The 20,783-nt window shown below is 33.0% G+C and carries 23 protein-coding genes; 20 read left to right on the top strand and 3 right to left on the bottom strand.

What is annotated here, in order from left to right:
- Positions 1–58 precede the first annotated feature (58 nt).
- The 3 genes from GFU89_RS07185 to GFU89_RS07175 all read left to right on the top strand — a co-directional run bounded on the left by GFU89_RS07185 (position 59) and on the right by GFU89_RS07175 (position 1,438).
- Positions 59–781, top strand: coding sequence for a hypothetical protein (locus GFU89_RS07185; RefSeq protein WP_318846490.1), 723 nt, complete (start codon positions 59–61; stop codon positions 779–781).
- Between the two features lie 146 nt (positions 782–927).
- Entirely contained in the window at positions 928–1,065 is a 138-nt protein-coding gene (locus GFU89_RS07180) for a hypothetical protein (RefSeq protein WP_165790518.1), read from the top strand.
- Between the two features lie 238 nt (positions 1,066–1,303).
- The gene (locus GFU89_RS07175) at positions 1,304–1,438 is read left to right on the top strand and encodes a hypothetical protein (protein WP_262484685.1); all 135 of its coding nucleotides are present in this window, start codon (positions 1,304–1,306) and stop codon (positions 1,436–1,438) included.
- Between the two features lie 54 nt (positions 1,439–1,492).
- Here GFU89_RS07175 and GFU89_RS07170 read toward each other — a convergent pair whose 3' ends face one another.
- Both GFU89_RS07170 and GFU89_RS07165 read right to left on the bottom strand, forming a co-directional pair.
- Positions 1,493–2,191 carry a LytTR family DNA-binding domain-containing protein gene (locus tag GFU89_RS07170; protein ID WP_318846489.1) on the bottom strand — a complete coding sequence of 233 codons (699 nt, stop codon included), beginning with the start codon at positions 2,189–2,191 and terminating at the stop codon, positions 1,493–1,495.
- Positions 2,184–3,152: a histidine kinase gene (locus GFU89_RS07165; RefSeq protein ID WP_318846488.1), complete on the bottom strand. Its 969-nt coding sequence runs from the start codon at positions 3,150–3,152 to the stop codon at positions 2,184–2,186. Before GFU89_RS07165 ends, GFU89_RS07170 begins: the two co-directional genes overlap by 8 nt.
- 382 nt (positions 3,153–3,534) lie before the next feature.
- Between GFU89_RS07165 and GFU89_RS07160 the strand changes: the two genes are divergently transcribed.
- The 10 genes from GFU89_RS07160 (at position 3,535) to GFU89_RS07115 (ending at position 14,118) form a co-directional block, all read left to right on the top strand.
- On the top strand, positions 3,535–4,140 hold the full coding sequence (locus GFU89_RS07160) for a DUF2490 domain-containing protein (protein ID WP_318846487.1): 606 nt from the start codon (positions 3,535–3,537) through the stop codon (positions 4,138–4,140).
- 24 nt (positions 4,141–4,164) lie between these two features.
- The gene (locus tag GFU89_RS07155; RefSeq protein ID WP_318846486.1) at positions 4,165–5,451 is read left to right on the top strand and encodes a citrate:proton symporter; all 1,287 of its coding nucleotides are present in this window, start codon (positions 4,165–4,167) and stop codon (positions 5,449–5,451) included.
- A gap of 44 nt (positions 5,452–5,495) precedes the next feature.
- Positions 5,496–6,707 (top strand): cation:dicarboxylate symporter family transporter, encoded by a 1,212-nt coding sequence (locus GFU89_RS07150; RefSeq protein WP_318846485.1) that lies wholly within the window; start codon positions 5,496–5,498, stop codon positions 6,705–6,707.
- Positions 6,694–7,485: a TerC family protein gene (locus GFU89_RS07145; protein WP_318846484.1), complete on the top strand. Its 792-nt coding sequence runs from the start codon at positions 6,694–6,696 to the stop codon at positions 7,483–7,485. Before GFU89_RS07150 ends, GFU89_RS07145 begins: the two co-directional genes overlap by 14 nt.
- A 115-nt stretch (positions 7,486–7,600) precedes the next feature.
- Positions 7,601–7,879 carry a co-chaperone GroES gene (gene groES / locus GFU89_RS07140; RefSeq protein WP_034696138.1) on the top strand — a complete coding sequence of 93 codons (279 nt, stop codon included), beginning with the start codon at positions 7,601–7,603 and terminating at the stop codon, positions 7,877–7,879.
- A 54-nt stretch (positions 7,880–7,933) separates the two neighbouring features.
- Positions 7,934–8,290, top strand: coding sequence for a four helix bundle protein (locus GFU89_RS07135; protein ID WP_318846483.1), 357 nt, complete (start codon positions 7,934–7,936; stop codon positions 8,288–8,290).
- A gap of 69 nt (positions 8,291–8,359) precedes the next feature.
- Positions 8,360–9,985, top strand: a complete 1,626-nt coding sequence (gene groL, locus GFU89_RS07130; RefSeq protein ID WP_318846482.1) for a chaperonin GroEL — start codon at positions 8,360–8,362, stop codon at positions 9,983–9,985.
- 77 nt (positions 9,986–10,062) lie between these two features.
- Entirely contained in the window at positions 10,063–10,677 is a 615-nt protein-coding gene (locus GFU89_RS07125) for a hypothetical protein (protein ID WP_318846481.1), read from the top strand.
- A gap of 21 nt (positions 10,678–10,698) precedes the next feature.
- Positions 10,699–10,863: a hypothetical protein gene (locus tag GFU89_RS07120; protein ID WP_413228590.1), complete on the top strand. Its 165-nt coding sequence runs from the start codon at positions 10,699–10,701 to the stop codon at positions 10,861–10,863.
- A 225-nt stretch (positions 10,864–11,088) separates the two neighbouring features.
- Complete coding sequence (locus GFU89_RS07115; RefSeq protein WP_318846480.1) at positions 11,089–14,118, top strand: COR domain-containing protein; 3,030 nt, start codon at positions 11,089–11,091, stop codon at positions 14,116–14,118.
- A gap of 200 nt (positions 14,119–14,318) precedes the next feature.
- Here GFU89_RS07115 and GFU89_RS07110 read toward each other — a convergent pair whose 3' ends face one another.
- Positions 14,319–14,576, bottom strand: a complete 258-nt coding sequence (locus GFU89_RS07110; RefSeq protein ID WP_110367960.1) for an XRE family transcriptional regulator — start codon at positions 14,574–14,576, stop codon at positions 14,319–14,321.
- 830 nt (positions 14,577–15,406) lie between these two features.
- Between GFU89_RS07110 and GFU89_RS07105 the strand changes: the two genes are divergently transcribed.
- The 7 genes from GFU89_RS07105 to GFU89_RS07075 all read left to right on the top strand — a co-directional run bounded on the left by GFU89_RS07105 (position 15,407) and on the right by GFU89_RS07075 (position 20,679).
- Entirely contained in the window at positions 15,407–15,931 is a 525-nt protein-coding gene (locus GFU89_RS07105) for a hypothetical protein (RefSeq protein ID WP_318846479.1), read from the top strand.
- Between the two features lie 153 nt (positions 15,932–16,084).
- A complete protein-coding gene (locus tag GFU89_RS07100; protein WP_318846478.1) occupies positions 16,085–16,663 on the top strand; it encodes a hypothetical protein in 579 nt (192 codons plus the stop codon).
- 12 nt (positions 16,664–16,675) lie between these two features.
- Positions 16,676–17,395, top strand: coding sequence for a hypothetical protein (locus GFU89_RS07095; RefSeq protein ID WP_318846477.1), 720 nt, complete (start codon positions 16,676–16,678; stop codon positions 17,393–17,395).
- A 31-nt stretch (positions 17,396–17,426) separates the two neighbouring features.
- Positions 17,427–17,969, top strand: coding sequence for a hypothetical protein (locus GFU89_RS07090; RefSeq protein ID WP_318846476.1), 543 nt, complete (start codon positions 17,427–17,429; stop codon positions 17,967–17,969).
- Positions 17,970–17,995: 26 nt separating this feature from the next.
- Positions 17,996–18,445 (top strand): hypothetical protein, encoded by a 450-nt coding sequence (locus GFU89_RS07085; protein WP_318846475.1) that lies wholly within the window; start codon positions 17,996–17,998, stop codon positions 18,443–18,445.
- A 78-nt stretch (positions 18,446–18,523) separates the two neighbouring features.
- Positions 18,524–19,078: a hypothetical protein gene (locus GFU89_RS07080; protein WP_318846474.1), complete on the top strand. Its 555-nt coding sequence runs from the start codon at positions 18,524–18,526 to the stop codon at positions 19,076–19,078.
- 425 nt (positions 19,079–19,503) lie between these two features.
- Positions 19,504–20,679: a kelch repeat-containing protein gene (locus GFU89_RS07075; RefSeq protein ID WP_318846473.1), complete on the top strand. Its 1,176-nt coding sequence runs from the start codon at positions 19,504–19,506 to the stop codon at positions 20,677–20,679.
- Positions 20,680–20,783: the final 104 nt, after the last annotated feature.

Below are 20,783 nucleotides of genomic sequence, written 5' to 3'. Positions count from 1 at the left end.
AAAAAGTTGTAAGTTGTAACTTTTAACAAATACAGCACTACTTATTATTAAAAAGATCATGAGAACTATTCTTTTCCTTTTAATACTAAGTAGTGCTAATTTTTTTGCCCAAAATCTGCTTAGTCCGGAAAACTCCGGGATCAATTCAAAACTAATAAAGGATGAAACTACTGAAGCGGTATGGTATGCTGAAAAAGCAGACACAAAAATAGAAATCGGAACCATCATTACAGAAATCAAAAGATTGAACAAAACTGATCTTCTCATCAAAACAATGGTAAAAATGAAACAGACACCTGATGCAAAATGGACTGATTCTACCCTTGTGAAGACATCAAATTTTGCACCTATTTATCATTCTTCTTACAACATAAACAGAGATATGGCACTCAAATCCGGGAAAGACAAGGTGACCGGATATTATCTGGATAAAAAATCTCAGAAAAAAGACATCATTGAAATTCCTGCAGCCCATTATTTTGACAGCAGCAGTTATGCAATGCTTATAAGATATCTTCCTTTAAAAGAAAATTACACTGCCGAAATTTCGATTTTTGATTATAATCCTAAATCTGAGAAAAAAGGAATGATGAAAGCTTACATTCTGGATACCCAAAAAACAGAATACAAAGGAAAACCAGTCTGGATCGTAAAAACAAATGATGACATCAGCGGTAAAACTTCTACCACCACCTACTATATTGATACCACTACAAGAAAGATCATAAAACAGGATATGGATATGGCAGGGAGAAAAATGTCTTTGGAAATGATTCAATAAATTACTGAAGATCCTTATTTTTGTCTACAAAAAAATATAACAACCTGACTTAAAAAGTTTTATATTTGAATTATCATAAAACACCAAATGTCAAAAACCTGATTGACTTTAAATGCTCAGGATTAAAAAAAAACAAAATATTACTTATGAAAAATGCCAAATTACTAAGCAGAGATGCTCAGAAAACGATCAATGGCGGAATTGCTGCCAGACTGGTATGCTGCGAACGCGATGATAACGGAAAATGTACTTTATGGATCGGACCGGGACAGAATTGCCCATAGTTCAATCTGATAACAATTTAAAATAAAGCCGGACATTTCCGGCTTTCTCTTTTTATATTCTCAACCACATTCAAAATCACTAATAACTGATAATCAAAATTTTATTTTAAAAAAATAGTAATAAATATATCACATCATAAGGAAAAATAGTATCTTTGATCCACTTCTTTTACACCAAATGTCAAAATCCTGATTGACTTTAAATGCTCAGGATGTACAAATCAAAATATTACTAACTATGAAAAACGCTAAATTATTAAGCAGAGATGCTCAGAAATCAATCAATGGCGGAGCAGCAGGACGTTTTTGCTGTGAGTACAATTACAAAGGACAATGTATCCTTTGGATCGGACCTGGACAATATTGCCCATAGTTCTGTCATCAGATAACAATTTTAAATAAAGCCGGAAATTTCCGGCTTTATTTTTTAGCCTAAATGGACTTTTAAATTCTTTTTATAGGTTCTTCCCAATGGAAGTTCATCCCCATTTTTCAGGAAAACATAGTTGGAATTGTAAGAATTGATATGATCCGATAATACAATATAAGACTTATGGATTCTAATAAATCCGAAATGCTGAAATTTCTCTTCAAAATTTGACATCCTTTCCAGAATCATATACTTTTTCAATGGTGTCATCAATACAATATATTCCCCAAATCCCTGTATCCAAAGAATATCTTTTAGAAAAACCTTGTTCATCACATAATTGGATTTGAACATAATAAAATCTTCCTGCTGTTTACTGCCAGCCGAACTTTTAAACTGAACAAAATCCCTTGCTTTATTGACTGCTTTTTTAAAGGTATCAAAATCCACAGGTTTTATAAGATAATGAACCACATCCAGCTCAAATGCTTTCACCGCATATTTTGTTTCCAGAGTAAGAAAAATACACAACGGCGGATCGGAGAGCTGCTGCAAAAGTTCTACTCCATTCATGCCAGGCATATTGATATCGAAAACAACCAGATCTACTTTGTTTGCTTTCAAAAACGCCAATGCTTCTTCCGGTTTCTGAAATGAAGCCAGCAGTTCAACACCTTCAAGCTGATTGCAATATTGTTTTACAAGTTGCAATGCAGGATACTCATCATCTACATTAACGATAGTCAGGTTAGCCATTGATAGTAATTGTTAAAGCAATTTTATATTGATCATTTTCTTTCGGTCCGGAATAAAATTCATACCGATCAGGATAAAATTTGTCCAATATATGAATAATTGCTTCATTACCCAATCCGTGATAATTAGATTCAGCTGCATGAATTCTATCTTTGCCTACAGAATTTATAATTTCAAAATACAGCTCAAAGCGTTCAATATTACAGAATAATTTTATAAAACCATGAGCATCCTCTCCTATTGCTGAGTGTTTTAAAGCATTTTCAAATAAAGTAAGAAGTATAGCAGACGGAATTTCAGCAATGTCAAATTCTTCCTGCTCTTCAATATCCATAACAATATCAAGCTGGTTATTATATTTAAGCTGATATAAAGCCGCAAGTGCTTTCAGGGAAGAAAATTCTTGGGAAACTGTCACTTTTTCTTTACCGCTATCATAAATAATATACTTCAGAAGTTTACTCAACTGTAAAATAGAATCCGACGTCTTTTCCGAATGGGTAAAACTGTTCGCATAGATATTATTAAGGGTATTCAGCAAAAAATGAGGATTCAGTTTAGACTTCAGCAAATCAAGATAAAGCTGGTCTTTCTCTTCTCCAAGACTGATCACATCCTGTTCTATTAAAAATTTGTCTTTGGTAATTCCCAGAAACGATCCCACCAGAATGATGATCCCCTGCGAGATGTACACATTATACAAAAAACCTACATGGTATTCTTTTTCACTGAAATCCATCTGAAAAACCGCAGGCTCCCACAAAATTCTGAAAAGACTGGACACCAAAAAGCAGATCAAAGCATAGAGGATAAACTCAGGATACTTATTGGATAAATAAAACCGGGGAACAAGATAATAGTACACCAGATAATAAATTCCCACATTGAAAATTGTATTCAAAATAATGCTTATCACCAGTTGAGTGGAATCCAGGAAGTAGTTTTCGGTGAAATAAGTCATCAAAATGAAGATAAAAAGGAAAAAAATGTGCTGAAACCTCAACAAAAATTTCCAACGGTACTTCATAAGGCTTTCCAGAATCTTACCACTAAATAAAATTCTGATAATCAGTAACATAATAACAAAATTAATGATTAAAAACATAGTCCATACCTTATTTTGAAACGCATCAAATATAATATCTTTTTGTCTCAAAATGCAGTTCGTTGAGAAAAACTGTCATTGATTGAAAAAATCCAGGCCCGCTCTTTTGAATAAATATATTTGAGAAACCGCAATATTAATCAAATATTACATGAAACTTAATATACAATTAACGCTTATTTTATCATTTTGTTTGATAAATGGCCTTTTACACAGTCAGAGCAAAGACAATTATAATATGTGGTTTCAGTACCTGCTGTCAGCAAAGCTTACTGATAAAAGCACTTTAACTGCCCTTACTCAATACCGTTCCTTCGATCTGGCTTATGATACAAGACTTTTTCTTGTGAATGCTTATGTAGACTATGAAGTGGTAGAAAACATAAGACCTGCTGCAGGAGCTATGTTTTTGATCCTTGAATCTTATAATGCTGACGATTCTAAAAAAATAAGATATGAAAAAAGACCTTTTCAACAGGTTACCGCTGATTATTACATCGGAAGAACATCAATTTCCAACCGCCTTAGAGTAGAAGAACGTTTTATCAGCAATCCTGATGAATTTGAGGTAAGAATCCGTTATCTGATCTCTGTCCGGATTCCTTTCAATAAAAAAGGCGAAAAGGAAAAACTCTATGGCATTCTAAAAAATGAAATAAGAATGAATGTTGATAAGCTAGAACCTTTCGACAGCAATCGTATTACGGCAGGCCTCGGAATAAAATTAGGAAAAAATTCTGCGTTGGAGCTTGCCTTTATCAATCAGCTGGAAACCAAAAAAACGAGTAATTACGGATTTGTTGGTTTCAGAAACAATTTTGACTGGAGAAAAAAGAAACAATAACCTCATTAATATTTACAATATACTATGCTTACATTTCTTGGTTTTTTAATGATTTTCATCTTCATGATTCTCATCATGAACAAAAAGATGACTCCGCTTACTGCTTTAGTGCTTGTACCTGTATTGATCGCTGTAGTAGCAGGATTCGGGCCTGACCTGGGGAAAATGATGAAAGATGGAGTAAAAGAAATAGCGCTTACGGGGGTTATGCTGATTTTTGCCATTCTGTACTTCAGTCTGATGATTGATACAGGACTTTTTGAACCTCTTGTGAATGCCATATTAAAGGCTGTAGGAGATAATCCAGTAAAAACAACCATCGGAACCGCCCTTCTCACCACTTTAGTTTCTTTAGACGGAGATGGCTCTTCCACTTATATTATTGTGGTGGCAGCATTACTACCTCTTTATAAAAAACAGGGGATGAATCCTTTAGTTCTTACCTGTATTATCATGCTGGCCGGAGGTATTATGAATATTTTGCCATGGGGCGGACCTACTGCAAGAGTAATGAGTTCGCTTAAACTGGGACATACAGAAATATTCGTTCCTATGATTCCGGTAATGCTGATAGGGTTGGTATGGGTATTTTTCGTTGCCTATATTTTAGGAGTCAGAGAGAAAAAAAGAATAAGTAAGCATGGAAAATATACCAAATACAGCGGACAGGATATTGCTGGGGAAAATGATCCTGCATTAAGACGTCCGAAGCTTATCATTATCAATCTGATCCTGACTATTGTCCTGCTTTGCGTGATGATTCTTGATATTATTCCTTTGGGAATTGCCTTTATGATTGCCTTTTGTATCGCTTCCCTGATTAATTATCCTAAACTGAAAGACCAGCAGAAAATCATTTCAAAACATGCAGGAAATGCTTTATCTGTAGCAGGAATGATCTTCGGTGCAGGAATTTTTACAGGAATATTAAATGGTACAGGAATTATGAGTGCTATGGGAAACAGTATTATCAGCATCGTCCCTAAAACCTGGGGCGGCTATCTGAATGTAATCACCGCTATATTCAGTGTCCCACTTACTTTTTTCCTGACCAATGATGCGTATTACTTCGGAATATTACCAGTGATTACAGCAACAGGCAGCCAGCTGAATATTCCTCCGGATATTCTGGGACGTGCCAGTCTTGTGGGTCAGGCTTCCCATTTATTAAGTCCATTGGTTCCGTCCACTTATCTGCTGGTTTCACTGGCAGGTGTTGAATTCTCCGATCACTTAAAATTTACCTTAAAATGGGCCATAGGATCATCAATCGTAATGTTGCTGAGTGCATTGGTTCTTGGTATTATATAAGGTTATATCTTTGAATTTTGTAATCTTATCATATAAAAAAGTGGATGATGAAACCTTTTAAACAAAAAACATTTACAGACTCCTATTTAAGAAACCTTACTTTGTATGTATTCACGGCTATTATCTGTGGAGCATTAACGGGTTATTATTTTCCGGAAGTCAGTAAACATCTGGAAACGGTAAGCAGTTACTTTTTTATGCTTCTGGAGATTTTGATTATCCCGGTTATTTTCATTGCCGTAACGTATGGAGTAAGCTATATTTTCAGCACTAAAAATGCATTTAAAATTGTAAGCCAGATGGTGATCTATTTCTTAATCATCACTTCCATCAGTATTTTATTGGGAATCGGCTCCGGGCTTCTTTTAAAACCGGGGGCCAATACGGGAATTATAATTTCTTCTCATAAAGCACTACCTGAAAGGTTCTTAGCAAAAACCACCAACCCTTTACATATCAGCAATTATATACTTTTTCTTTTAATATCTATATCGGCAGGAGTCCTGATTGGTCTTTCAAAGAGAAAGAATAACATTCTTAAAGTTATAGACTCAGGAAGAAACCTGTTTTTTAAACTCATTAAGTATGTTTATATATTTCTTCCGATAGTCATTTTCTGTAATATCGCGTATGGAATTTCAGTATATGGTATTAATACTTTATTGCCGTTAAGTAAAATTGTTGCCACGGTATACCTTACGAGCGTATTTTTCATTTTCGGAATATTAGGGGTTATTACAGCTTACTTTAAAATTAACCTATGGGATTTTTTGATCAGCATCAAAGAAGAAATTATTCTGGTGGTAGCCACTTCTTCTTCCAAGATGGCATTCCCCATGATTTTTGATAAAATGGAATCACAGGGCTATGACCGAAAAATTCTGCGTCTTATTATTCCTCTCGGATATAGCTTTAATCTGGCAGGGGCTTGTATTTACCTTTCTATTTCATGTATTTTCCTGATCCAGTTTTATAATATTCCTCTTACGTTAAAAGATTATTTCTGGCTTTTTATAACCATTTCAATTGCTTCAAAAACCGCTTCGGGAGTTCCCGGCTCAGGCTTTCTTGCCCTGATGTTTACCTTAAGCCGTTTCGGAAAAATTCCCACCACAGATCTTGCCCTGTTATACAGTGTAGACCGCTTTATGAATGAAGCCAGATCTGTTACCAATTTCATAGGCATTTCAGTTTCTGCTGCCATTATTTCAAAACTTAACCAAAATAGTATTTCTTTAAAAAATGATATTTCCTGATTTCACCCACCTTTTCAATGACATTTTACAAAACCCTGCAAAATCTATAGCCATTATTGGCAATCTTATCCTTATAGAAAGTCTCCTTTCCGTAGACAATGCTGCAGTATTAGCAACCATCGTAATGGATCTTCCAGAGCATCAAAGAAAAAGAGCTCTGAAATACGGCATCCTTGGTGCTTATGTATTTCGCGGACTGGCCCTTATTTTTGCATCCGTACTGATTTCCGTATGGTGGCTGAAACCATTGGGAGGATTATACCTGCTCTATATTTCTATTGACTGGTTTATCAAAAAAATAAAAAACACAAATGATGAAGAAAATCCAGAGGAAAGCCCTAACAAAGAATCCAGCTGGCTGTATAAAAATTCAATTGGACTGCTGGGACAATTCTGGGCTACGGTTGCCATTGTAGAAGTAATGGATCTTGCTTTTTCTATCGATAATGTCTTTGCTGCCGTAGCATTTTCAGACAATCTGCTTTTGATTACGCTTGGTGTTTTTATAGGAATTTTAGCGATGAGATTTATTGCACAGTGGTTTGTCCGTCTCATGCAGGTATTTCCTTTTCTGGAAACAGCTGCTTTTATTGTGATTGCTATTTTAGGAGTTAAACTAAGTTTGTCATTATACGAACACTTCTACCCTGCTACCGCCTTTGCTCAGTTTTTAGCCAGCCATACAATGGAAATTCTGGTTTCCGCCATTACTGTTCTCTTGTTTGTAGTACCAGTAGTTACCAGTTATCTCTTCGGATTTCCCGAACGCAAAAAATAATTTTTCTGCCAAATTTTCACATTCGGAAACAAAAGTCTGCCATTTCATCCATCAGGATCTCATGGCATACATTTAGAGAATTATTACGCAGAAATAATTAATAAATAAACATATTATGTCAGTAAACTTTAAACCATTAGCAGACAGAGTTCTAGTAGAACCTATCGCTGCAGAAACTAAAACAGCTTCAGGTATTATCATCCCGGATACTGCAAAGGAAAAGCCGCAAGAAGGTACTGTAGTGGCAGTAGGTCCTGGTAAAAAAGATGAGCCTACAACTGTTCAGGTAGGTGACAAAGTTCTTTATGGAAAATATTCAGGTGCAGAATTGAAGCTTGAAGGAAAAGATTATTTAATCGTAAGAGAAGCTGATTTATTAGGAATTATTGGGTAAGTTTCTCGCTATGGGCTTCTGGCAAATAGCTTTTTTCTACATGGAAATTAACTTATGAGAGATTTTAAAAAATTTGAAGTATGGCAAATAAGTCACCAATTGACTTTAAAGATTTATACTTCAACCAAAAGTTTTCCGAAAGAAGAAATTTTTGGACTTACCTCTCAAATCAGAAGATCATTTGCATCTATTGGATATAATATTTCAGAAGGAAGTGGTAGAAATTCAGATAAAGAATTTGCCAACTTCATCAATATTGCTCTGGGATCATCCAATGAAGCTGAAAACCAATTAATTCTTGCCAAAGACTTAGGATACATTCATGAAAATGATTATCAAAATCTTTTGGAAGAGTTAACAACACTAAAAAAGAAGCTTGTAACCCTGTGGAACAGGCTCAAGGGAAATTAAAAAAATAAAATTAAACTAACGGATTGCCAGAGCTAAAAGCAAAAAGCAATTCGCCAAAAGCTAAACAATATGGCAAAAGAAATAAAATTCGATATTGAATCAAGAGACGCTCTAAAGAGAGGAGTTGATGCATTGGCTAATGCAGTAAAAGTAACTTTAGGTCCTAAAGGAAGAAACGTAGTAATCGAAAAATCTTTCGGTGCACCTCACGTTACTAAGGACGGTGTTTCTGTTGCAAAAGAAATCGAACTTGAAGACAGAGTAGAAAATATGGGAGCGCAAATGGTAAAAGAAGTGGCTTCCAAAACTAATGATATCGCAGGAGACGGTACTACTACCGCTACTGTATTGGCACAGGCTATCGTAAGAGAAGGTCTTAAGAATGTAGCTGCTGGTGCTAACCCAATGGATCTTAAAAGAGGAATCGACAAAGCAGTAACTGCTGTTGTTGAAAACCTTAAAACTCAGTCTCAGACTGTTGGAGATTCTACAGAAATGGTAAAGCAGGTTGCTTCTGTTTCTGCTAACAATGACGAAACTATCGGTACTTTAATTGCTGAAGCTTTCGGAAAAGTTGGAAAAGAAGGAGTAATCACTGTAGAAGAAGCTAAAGGTATTGATACAACAGTAGATGTTGTAGAAGGTATGCAATTTGACAGAGGATACCAGTCACCTTACTTCGTGACTAACCCTGAGAAAATGTTAGCTGAACTAGAAAACCCATATATCCTTTTGGTAGAGAAGAAAATCTCTTCAATGAAAGAATTACTTCCGGTTCTTGAGCCAATTGCACAAGGTGGTAAGTCTCTATTGATTATCTCTGAAGAAGTTGAAGGTGAAGCTTTAGCTACTTTGGTAGTAAACAAACTAAGAGGTTCTCTTAAAATTGCTGCTGTAAAAGCTCCAGGATTCGGAGACAGAAGAAAAGCAATGTTAGAAGATATCGCTATCCTTACAGGTGGACAGGTGATCTCTGAAGAGCAAGGTTTCACTATGGAAAACATCTCTTTGGATATGCTTGGAACTGCTGAGAAAGTAACAATCGACAAAGACAACACAACTGTTGTAAACGGTGGTGGTGACGAAGCAAAAATCAAAGGAAGAGTATCTCAGATCAAAGCTCAGATGGAAACTTCTACTTCTGATTATGACAAAGAAAAACTTCAGGAAAGACTGGCTAAATTAGCTGGTGGTGTTGCTGTACTTTATGTAGGTGCTGCTTCTGAAGTAGAAATGAAAGAGAAAAAAGACAGAGTAGATGATGCACTTCACGCTACAAGAGCAGCTGTGGAAGAAGGTATTGTTGCAGGTGGAGGTGTTGCTCTAGTAAGAGCAATCAAAGCTTTAGACAGCCTTTCAGGTATTAATGCTGACGAAAACACAGGTATCAAAATCGTGAAAAGAGCAATTGAAGAGCCATTAAGACAAATCGTTGCTAACGCAGGTGGTGAAGGTTCTGTAATTGTTGCTAAAGTAGCAGAAGGTACAGGTGACTTCGGATACAACGCGAAAACTGACGAGTATGTTCACATGCTTGAAGCAGGAATCATTGACCCAACTAAAGTAACAAGAGTTGCCCTTGAAAACGCAGCTTCTGTATCTGGAATGCTTTTAACAACTGAATGTGTTATCACTGAAGTAAAGAGCGCTGAACCAGCTATGCCAATGGGTGGTGGAATGCCAGGAATGATGTAGTAGCGTAAGCTAAGACAAATTTAATATACTAACCGTTCTGCTTTTGTAGAGCGGTTTTTTTATATTCGCAAAAAAACATGAAAAACTTATTAACCATAATTTTCATAACTGTTTCCCATATTCTTATTTCCGGCCAAAATAGAAATACCATTAATTGTAAAATCACATACTTACCCACTATCAGGCATGAGAGTACATCAACCAAGATATCAAAAATACAAGCAAAGAAAATAGACAGTTTAATTCAACTTAAATCTTATAAAATTGATCTTAATGATAATGATTTAAAAATGATAAAAGAGCTTTATGATAAAGAGGATTTTCAGGGAAATAAAATTCACAAAATTTCAGAATTAGCATATTTAACATTACTTAAAGAGAAAGAAGTCACTATAGACTTTGATAGTATAAATTCATTTTCAGAAAAAAGTATTACTGATTTAATAAGCTCTGTGATTGATGGTTCTCCATTCACTTTAAAAGTAAATACAAAAAATAATCAATTGACCTTTACAAATAATTTTTCCGGAATACCAAGGTTAAAAGAATTACAAGAGTATCTTATTTTTTATTCTATTTATAATGAACTCACTTTTTGTAAAAATGATAATGAGCTTGTAAAAAACTACTTTGGAAGGAGAAATTTAATGAAAAATCTTATTTATTTCATGGAGAAATTGGAATTATATTAGCTAAAATACTAATATCTTTACATGCTTGAAGCAGGAATCATTGACCCAACTAAAGTAACAAGAGTTGCTCTTGAAAATGCAGCTTCTGTATCTGGAATGCTTCTTACAACTGAATTTGTAATCACTGAAGTGAAGAGCGCTGAACCAGCTATGCCAATGGGTGGTGGAATGCCAGGAATGATGTAGTAGCGTAAGCTAAGACAAATTAATATACTAACCGTTCTACAAAAAGTAGAGCGGTTTTTTGTTTTATGGTTTTCCGTAATTAAGTAACATATCAAGACATTAGCTTAGCAAAATATATTTTTGCTTTAAAATAAGCTCAATAAATAACAAGACTTTCAATTTATCTAGCATTATTTGAATTTTAGTAATTATATTTTTATCTTACAATCTAAACTAAATTTAACGATGACACTTACACAAATACTTGAATTGAACAGATCTGAGCCTATTAAAAAGCTATCATTTTCAGATGTCGAAGATAATTTCAAAAAACTACCAATAGAAATCTTAGAATTAACCCAATTAGAAACACTAAACTTAGGTCGGATTTCTATTGGTAGAAATATTAAAATTATATCTGAACTTAGTAATCTAAAAGAATTATTTATTCATAATTTTCGTCTAAAAAAGTTTCCAATTAATTTATTACAATTAAAAAAATTGAGACATCTACATCTGGGAGGTCCTAATTTAGAAGAACTACCTGAGGAATTAGATGGATGGAAAAGTCTGACATATTTATATTGTGAAGATTGTATCAATCTTAAATATGTAAATGGTATTCCTCCCAAATTAACTTACCTAGCTCTTGACATGACATTAGTACATGAAATTCCAACTAAGATTTACACTCTAAAGTCATTACGAAAATTTGTAGCAATAAATTTAGGTCTATCTGAAATACCTAAAGAAATTTTCAACATGAATTCACTTTTGTCGCTGTTTCTCAGTGATAACAAAATATCTTCTATTTCAAATGATATTAAAAAATTATCAAATCTTACCGAATTAGTTTTGTCAAATAATCATTTTCGTGATTTTCCTAGTTCTATAACCTCTCTTAGTAATTTGACAAATCTAGAATTAAATCAAAATTATATTTCAAACATTCCTGAATCAATTAGAAAATTGAAAAACTTAGAGAAAATTTCACTCTATGACAATAATTTTGAAGATTTTCCAATAGCAATTTTGGAAATGAATAAATTAAAAGAAATTAATCTTAGTAATATATTTAATCGGCGACTACATCCAGAACAGAAAAATAATATAAAAAACATTCCACCTGAAATAATTAAACTACATACTTTAAAAAAACTCACAATAGATCACAACCCAATCGACAACGTTCCATATGAAATTTTTGTAAGCGGTTATGACGCAATTAAAAATTTCTTTGAATCAAAGCTAGAAGCTGACAGCGAAGAATTCCTTTTTGAAGCAAAGATGGTTATCGTCGGAAGAGGTAACGTTGGAAAAACTGTTCTCACAAAAAGATTAACAGATCCCAATTATAATTTATCTAAAAGTGAGAGTACAAAAGGAATAGATGTTTTAAAAAATCCTCTAAAAACAAAACTATATATTGACGGTGAAGAAAGTGAATTCAAATTAAATATATGGGATTTTGGTGGTCAAGAGAAATATGACGCAACACACCAATTATTTATTACTAAAAGATCAATATATCTTTTTTTAACTGAAGCACGCGAGGAAAGTAATTATATGGATTTCTTTTATTGGCTTAACACAATTCAACTTTTTAGTGGAAATAGTCCAATTATTATAATTTTAAGCAAAATTGATGAAAGAAAAAAAAGTCTGCCCGAATCAATTTATAAGGAAAGGTTTGATAATATTTTAGAATTTGTTGATGTCAGCTGTGCACCAGGCTATGAGGGAACAATTGATAAATTAAAAATATCAATCAATAATGCAATTAAATTACTTCCACAAACTAAACTTAAATTATCAAATCGTTGGATCGAGGTAAGAAATGAGTTAGAATACTTATCTCAACATAAAGACTTTATTAGTTATGATGACTATCTACAGATTTGTGACAAACATAAATTAGATAAAAAAAGAGCAGATTTTTTAAGTCAATACCTCAACGATTTAGGTGCAATAATTCATCATCAACATGATCTTTTACTAAAGGAAACTGTCTTTATCAATACAGACTGGTGTGTCGATGGGATGTATCAAATATTAGATAGTGTAGAAATATCGGATAATTATGGGAAGTTTACACAAAGTGATCTAGAAATAATTTGGAGTGAGAAAAGGTTTTCAAATAAAAAAGCTGAATTATTAAAACTAATGCATCAGTATCATCTTTGTTTCGAACTTAAAGATAATTCTGGCTTTATCTCACCTGACCTCTTACCCTCAGACAAACCAGACAATTTCATATGGGATTATACTTCTAATCTTCAATTTGAATATTCTTATGATTTTATGCCTGCCGGTTTATTAGGACGCTTTATTGTTAAAAGTCATAGTTTTATTAAAGATGCTTTATATTGGAAACATGGTGTAGTGCTAAACTATGAAAATACAGACGCATTAGTTGAAGAAGATTATATTAAAGGAAAGATAAAAATATCGTTAAATGGCAAAAATAAAAAAGGTTTACTTTCTGCTATAAGAATGTATGTCGAAGAAGTTCATCTTGATTTTGATAAGGCAGGAAAATTACTATATAAACAAATGGTCCCATGCAATTGCATAGATTGTCAAAAGTCAATGACTCCTCATTTTTTTAATTTTGAAGTCTTAAGAAAATTTGAAGAAAAAGGAAAAATAAATGTACTTTGTGATAAAAGCGCAGAGGATGTAATTATTAAATCATTAATAGATGATATTGAATTAAATTCATTTTTAGAAAAAATTAAAACAAATAAAGATTTAAAGGATTTCGTATTAAATCTTATAGACACAATTTTAGAAAGAGATATTAGGTTAAAAGGCTCTAATATTAACTTTTGGCGAGATCAAAATTTTACAACTCCCAAAAATGAAACAGAAGTTCAACCGTATATATCAAATACCTTAGATCATTATTGTAAATCAAAAGGAATAAATCTTTCAAGAGAAGTCAAAGAAGCAAATGGTAATGTAGATATATTATTATCAACAAAAAATGATCAAGACAAATTGCTAAAAGTTTGTATTGAAATTAAGAAAGCTCATCACAATGATGTTACTACAGCTATTAGAACTCAGCTACCTAAATATATGGAAAGTACTGAAACAGATTCTGGAATTTATCTTGTAATCTGGCAAAAAAATGAGAACCATCCATATCCCGCAAAATTCCCAACATTAGCTTCTTTATACCAAGGAATAGAAAAAAATAATAATCATAGTGGCATTTCGACTAAAATATTAAATTGTTGTAAAGTTGAAAGTCCATCTAAGATAAAGTTGTGATACATTCTTATTTATAAAACATCAAGTTCATGAATCAAAACTTTATGTAAAAATAAATATAATCAAAAACCACTCTAAACTTAGAGTGGTTTTATTTCAATAATCCCCCGCTGCACAAAGTCTCCTAACTTTGCACCAATAAAATAAAACCAATCTATAAATAAAATAAGCTCCGAAGTCTTCAGACTTCGGAGCTTATTTTATTTATCTAATTCAGAATAATATTCTTCAAAATCAAAAACGATATCAAATAATTCTTTGGGATGTATTCTTAGTCCGGTTGCAATTTCAATGAATGTACTGAGTTGACAATCAATCTTGTTATTAGCAACATCACTAATCCTTGCAGCGGTAACATTACATCTTTCAGAAACCTTAGAATAAGGAGTTTCTCCTTTTATTTCTTTTATTTTTTCTGAGACCATTCTTTTGATTTCATCAGTCTTAAACTCATTCATAATCGCACTGTTTAGTGCAAATTGTAATTATTAAAATAAATTACTATTACCGAATTCGGTAATGTCTGGATATTTTTATTATATTTGGAAAAGATTACTCATTAGAGTAATTTTGCGATACTTCAAAGAAATATAGAAGCTATTGCTTAGAACCTTGCTTTTGAAAACTGGTAATTTTTATGCACGCAAGATGATAAGCAGGAAGCTCACGACCTAGGCGTGGGCTCTCTTATCTGTGTGCAGGGTATACCAGTACCTCAAAAGCGGATATTGTAGAGTCTCATGCCGTTTTTATTTTCATGCTGTTCTGCTTTTCTACAATCATTTTTTCTAAGTCTGCTTTGCAACATAAAGTATCATGATACGGTACAATGGGGTGTACAATCCATTGCGGCTTTCGGGCTTTTTAGAAAAACACAAATTCTACACTATTCATCAGGCTTGTATGGGCAACTTCTTCCTTTATGGCCAGTAAAGTTATACAACAAAAAATTAAAACCATTAAGGAAAATGAAGAGAATAAGGTAAGTTAAGATTCATCAAAGATGGATGAAGCAGTCCGCTGAACACATAGCTTCAGCTATGATCTTAATAATTCTTAATCCTTTAAAAATTCTTAATGGTTCAAAAAAATATACCTAAAAAAGTAACCATTAAGAAAAATGAAGAGAATAAGGTAAGTTAAGATCCATCAAAGATGGATGAAGCACTCCGCTGAATACATAGCTTCAGCTATGATCTTAATGATTCTTAATCCCTTAAAAATCCTTAATGGTTCAAAAAAATGTACACCAATTAATCATTTAAAAATCACTAAAAAATACAAACTCATGAAAAAAAACAGAACAGACTTTCAGTCCCGGCTGGGAAAAGGCCACAAAAAATACTACGGCTTACAGCTGATGGAAACCTATTTTCAGTTCAATGACCTTACAGCATCCAAAGAACAGCTAAACAACATTATGAATTATGCTCTCAAACGAAACAGCCGGATACAAGAAGATCCGTCTGTCATTCTTCATTTTTATCAGGCGATGCGGTCATTCATCCGTGCAGGTTATTTCATAGCGATGAAGGAAAAGAAAGGGATCGTCAATACTCCGTTGGAAGAAATCTCTCCATTAGTTCTTGGCTTGCTTTCTGAGAAAGAATACCAAAATCCTCTGTTGGTCTTCAAAAAAGCATTCAGAGAATACAGCATACAGGAGTTTGACTATTTTATATCCGGGATGGCCTATTTCTCACTTGGAGTATACAACAATCTTCCAGAAAGGAATATGATAAACCCGTACATCCATCTGATTAAAATGCTGGATGCAGCGTATCTTCTTCTCGAAAGGAGAAAGAATAAATAAAATGGAAATTCCGGGCTCAAATCAACATTATCATCATAGTATATAATTTATATTAGTACAATATGTAAATTTGGATCTTACTAAACATGCAAATATCTCCAATAGTTTATCCTGACTTTTATCTATCTTTGTTTCCATAGCTCACTAAAACACATGAAGAGAATATATTTAATATGGATTTCATTACTTTTTATAGTAAGCTGTTCTAAAAGTAATACAAAAGAGAAAGCAGAACTGAACAAAATAGTGAATGCTGTTTTGAAATACGAATCCAATCGTAGTACTTCAAAAGAGAATATCTATTTAGTTAATCCTGAACTTTTACAATTAAAAGTCTATAGTCCCAGTAAAAAAGAAATCTTGGGAGAAGAACCGGGACCACCACCATTTTTTAATAAAAGTGTTGTCCATTTGCTTGATTTGAAGAACAATAAATCAGAAGAAAGAAAATCTGACTCTTTGCATCTATTACAACAAAACCAATATATTTTTGATTCTCTGAAAGTTGATCGTAAAATAAACCCTAATATCAAATTCGCCACTAAAAAAGACATTAGTAATCGTATAAAGTTCTGTGAATTCTCAAATCCTGTATATTTCAAAGACGGATATGCTTATATAGAATCCAGATATTTCGACTCTGCTTTTGGAATTGGTTTTGGCTATCTTCTAGAAAAACAAAAAGAGGGAAATTGGATGGTAAAAAAGGTAATCAATACTTTTATAACATAAAACTACAATTCTATGAAACTATTGAAAACATTAAGCCTTTTTTTTCTATTTCTTATAATCGGTTGTACAAAGTCCGAGTTAAATTCCAGTAACAATCTTAATCATAATAATATAAATTCCGGAGATAAAAGTTGTGAAAATATTTTCCAATTTGGAAAAGCAAACTTATGTATTCCCAAAATTGAAGGAATGTATAATATAATTAATAATATAGAATCCAAAGATTATATACAAAGTAAGAACTTTCCAGGAAATACTTTTGTTGCTTACTATGTAAATAAAAAAATATACAAAAATTTACAAGTTTTATGGGAAGATCAATTCGATGATTTTTTCCAGATCTATGTTACCAATCATAATGAAAATAAAGATGTAGATATTTCCTATTTTACTGAAGTAAATAAAAATTACCTCGAAAAATATTTAAATTCTGATAAGTGGGAGACATTAAAAAAAAGGCTGGAAAATATAAATGAAAACAATATTTTTGAGAAACCGATACTAATAGAAAACTATTCATTATCTAAAAATTCCATGCAATATGTTACATTAGTAACCATCAAAAAGAAAAATACATCCAAAAATATGATTACCATTGGAAATATGTTTATTGTGCAGAACCGTTTATTTTTTTCTAGTTATAATAAGTTTTATCAGAATTTCAATTCAATAGAAGAAGCCAAAAAGAGAAATAATGAACTTATGCTCAAAATCATAGATAACAATAAATAAGATAACTATCATCCAAGAAACTTATACCCAAATGAAATTAAACATTAAACTTTTTTCAATCTTCATTCTTTTTCTGGTTTCAAGTTCTTCTTTTGCCCAAAAGAAAACTCCTTTTCAAATCAATGGAGAGTTATTTGAGGTTCCCGGAAAATGGGAATATAAAAATCAACTGAAACAATCCGGACAATTTCACCTAAGCAATAAAGACGAAAAAATAAATTTGCTGATTTCAGTAAGAAAACCTGCAAAATTTGAATTTTATAAAGAAGGTTTAACGGAAAAAGAATTGCTGAATGCATTTTACAAATGGGAATATGATTACTGGGCCTCTGCAACCGGAGTGAAAGCTGAAGTTTCCGAAGTAAAACGAAACGAAGAAAAAAATTATATTATCTGGAAAATTATCCTAAAAGATAAATCTCAGGATGTTAGTAAGGACAAGGCTTCCTATTTACTATATGCCGTTAGAAACAACAATCTGATCTCATTCAATTTAACAAATAATACAGATAAAAAGATACCATTAACTGAAGCAGAATCAGTGGAACTTCTTGAACAAACTTATTTGAAATAAAGCATAAAACTAATAACCAACTCTCCATGAAACTCTATACTTTCATAGCAGTAATACTCTTGCTATCTTTCAGTTGTACAAAAAAAGATCAATACAGTGTAGGCCAGGAATGGAACTATAAAACCCGCCCCACAGAAAAAAACTCTACCCTTACCATATTAAAGATTGAAGAATATCATGAAACTGGAAAAGTGATTCATATTTCCATCAGTGGTTTGAAGATTAAAGATACCACTAGTACCACAGGCATTGCAGACAAATTCACACATATTCCCATATCAGAAGAAGCTTTAGACAAAAGTGTCACCACTCTGAAAAGTGAGACTGGGAAAAAGCCGGATTCCCTTGAAATGGACGGATATTCTTACTGGAAAAAAGAATTCGATAAAGGAGATGCCGGGATATTTACGATTCCCGTTTCTGAGATTGTAAGCTCCATGGAAAAATCTATTGTTGCAGGGGATTATACTAAATAAAACCGTCCCTATTTCACCAATAATCTTTTTTGTTAGTAGAAAGAGATTAATAGACAATTATTAAATTAAGTTTTCTCAATGACACATATTGAAAAGTATTTAGAACATTTAGATTCTATTTTCAAACAAGAACCTGAATTTTATAGCAATGAAAGCTTAATAGAAGGTATCCCAGGGGTTTCATCAATTTTATATAGAGATTATCCTGATGTCGGCTATATTACAGCCTTAACCTATGGATTATCATTGGTTGATCATCCTGAATGGAAAATAGGGCGGCCTGAACTTTGTATCACGGTAGAATCTGCAAATACAGATTGGGGAATCGTAGCAGGATTTATTGCCAATAGCTTACGGGGAAAATGTCCATTTTGCTATGGAGAAACAATCAATTTTGGCGAACAGGTAAGTGGTGATTCTGAAATGGATGCATTTTTAATTTTTGCCCCAGCTATTCTGGATAAAACTGAATATTTAAATATCGACATTGGTGCTGAATATAAAATAAATATCGCAGGGCTACATCCTATCTATTCAGATGAAATCAAAGTTTATAATGAAATTGGATTGAAAGATTTTTGGTTCCATCCTAATTTTGAAACTTTTACAATTAACAGAGAAAAAGTTTTCTAATTTTCTATGGGTAAAGTTTACCGGCTTCCACAAAATCGGGAGACTTTGCACCCATAAAATAAATCATCCAAAATCATAAGATTTCGGACAATAAAGTATCTCCACCCTCTTCTATAGCCCCTCCAGCCCCTTTCATAAGTCTCTTTAGCCCCTTGGATAAGTGGCTACCCCCCCTTATGCAACCCCCTCTATCCCCTTAGGTAAGGGGGTAGCTATACTTGATGATGAAATACAGAATATGAATAAAACCGTCTTGTTTACAGCAAAAATAACTTGATGTTCATGTGACTAAAAGCAATTTCAGAAAATCCTTTTCAACTTTTCCCTATCTTTAAACCACGATATTCAATTAAAGTTCGGTACTGAAAATAAAACTGAATCATTGAAAGAAAACCAAATAAAAACAAACACTAAAACGAATACCATTGAAAACAAAATTATTATTCCTTTCATTTTTAGGTTCACTGTTTACCCATGCACAGACACTTCAATTTAAAACTCTCGCCAATATGTCTATAGGCAGAGGTGCCATAAACAGTGTCATTGTGGATGATAATATATATGTGAGCAATGGGTATCTGGAAAAAGGAGGTATCGCCAATTATATTGAGAAATATAATATTACTGATAACAAATGGAGTATTTTCAATTCTTCTCTGCTTTCCAAAAAATTTGCTAACTCAGAGACTTACGATAATAAAATTTATATTTTTAACGGTTGGGGAAACAGTCATCTTGAAATTTTAGATCTTGCTACCAATAAAATAACAAAGGGAGCAGTTAATCGTTCCTATACGGGAAATGCTGGCTCTGCTATCCATAACGGAAAAATATATGTATTCGGTGGCAGCGGACTAAATGGTGCTGCAACTACTGTATTTTCTAATAGATTCCAATATTATGATATTGCTTCAGATACGTGGCATCCATTACCCAATATGCCCACAGCCAGAGAAACAAGGGGCAAAATTGTGAATGATAAGCTCTATGTTATTGGTGGTTTCAACGGTACCTCATCCCGTCTGATCAATATTTACGACCTCAACACTAATCTTTGGACCGATCAATATACGATGCCTGCTGGGATATCCGGACATTCATTAGCGGTATCCGGTACTAATATTTTTATTGCAGGTGGTTATAATAATCAGACTTTTCTGGCCTATTTTGATACGACAACCAATAAGGTACATCAGTTATCATCCAATATGATCCCAAGAAGACACGCAGCAGCAGAAGTATATAACAATAAATTATACATCATTGGTGGAAGTACAACGTCTGTAACCAAATCAGCCATTAAAAGCACCCAGGTAGCAGATATTAATGAGAGCGTACTTTCTTCAACCGTAGCCAATGAAGATCATGAAACTAAAACAAGGGTATATACCAATGCAAATAGAGACGGCTTTCTTATCAGCAATAAAAATAACAGCAATCAGTTTGAATACACCGTTTACTCCACAGATGGGAAGCAAATTAGCAAAGGTTTTGCCTATTATAATAAAACGATAGATCTATCCAAAGTACAACGTGGGAACTATATTTTTAGTTATAAAAATGAGAAAGGGGTTCTGCAGCAGATTAAAATTTTCAGATAGTAATAAGCCACAAACATCAACGAGTAAAAAATTAAATTTAAAAACAGCTTTCTCTAAAAACATAATTACATCACTTCACAAAGCACTCTGACTAAATGTCTGTA

It is taken from the genome of Chryseobacterium sp. JV558, assembly GCF_033712365.1.
Lineage (GTDB): Bacteria > Bacteroidota > Bacteroidia > Flavobacteriales > Weeksellaceae > Chryseobacterium.
The sequence above is the reverse complement of the archived record's forward strand: the minus strand, read 5'-3'. Positions and strand labels throughout refer to the sequence as shown.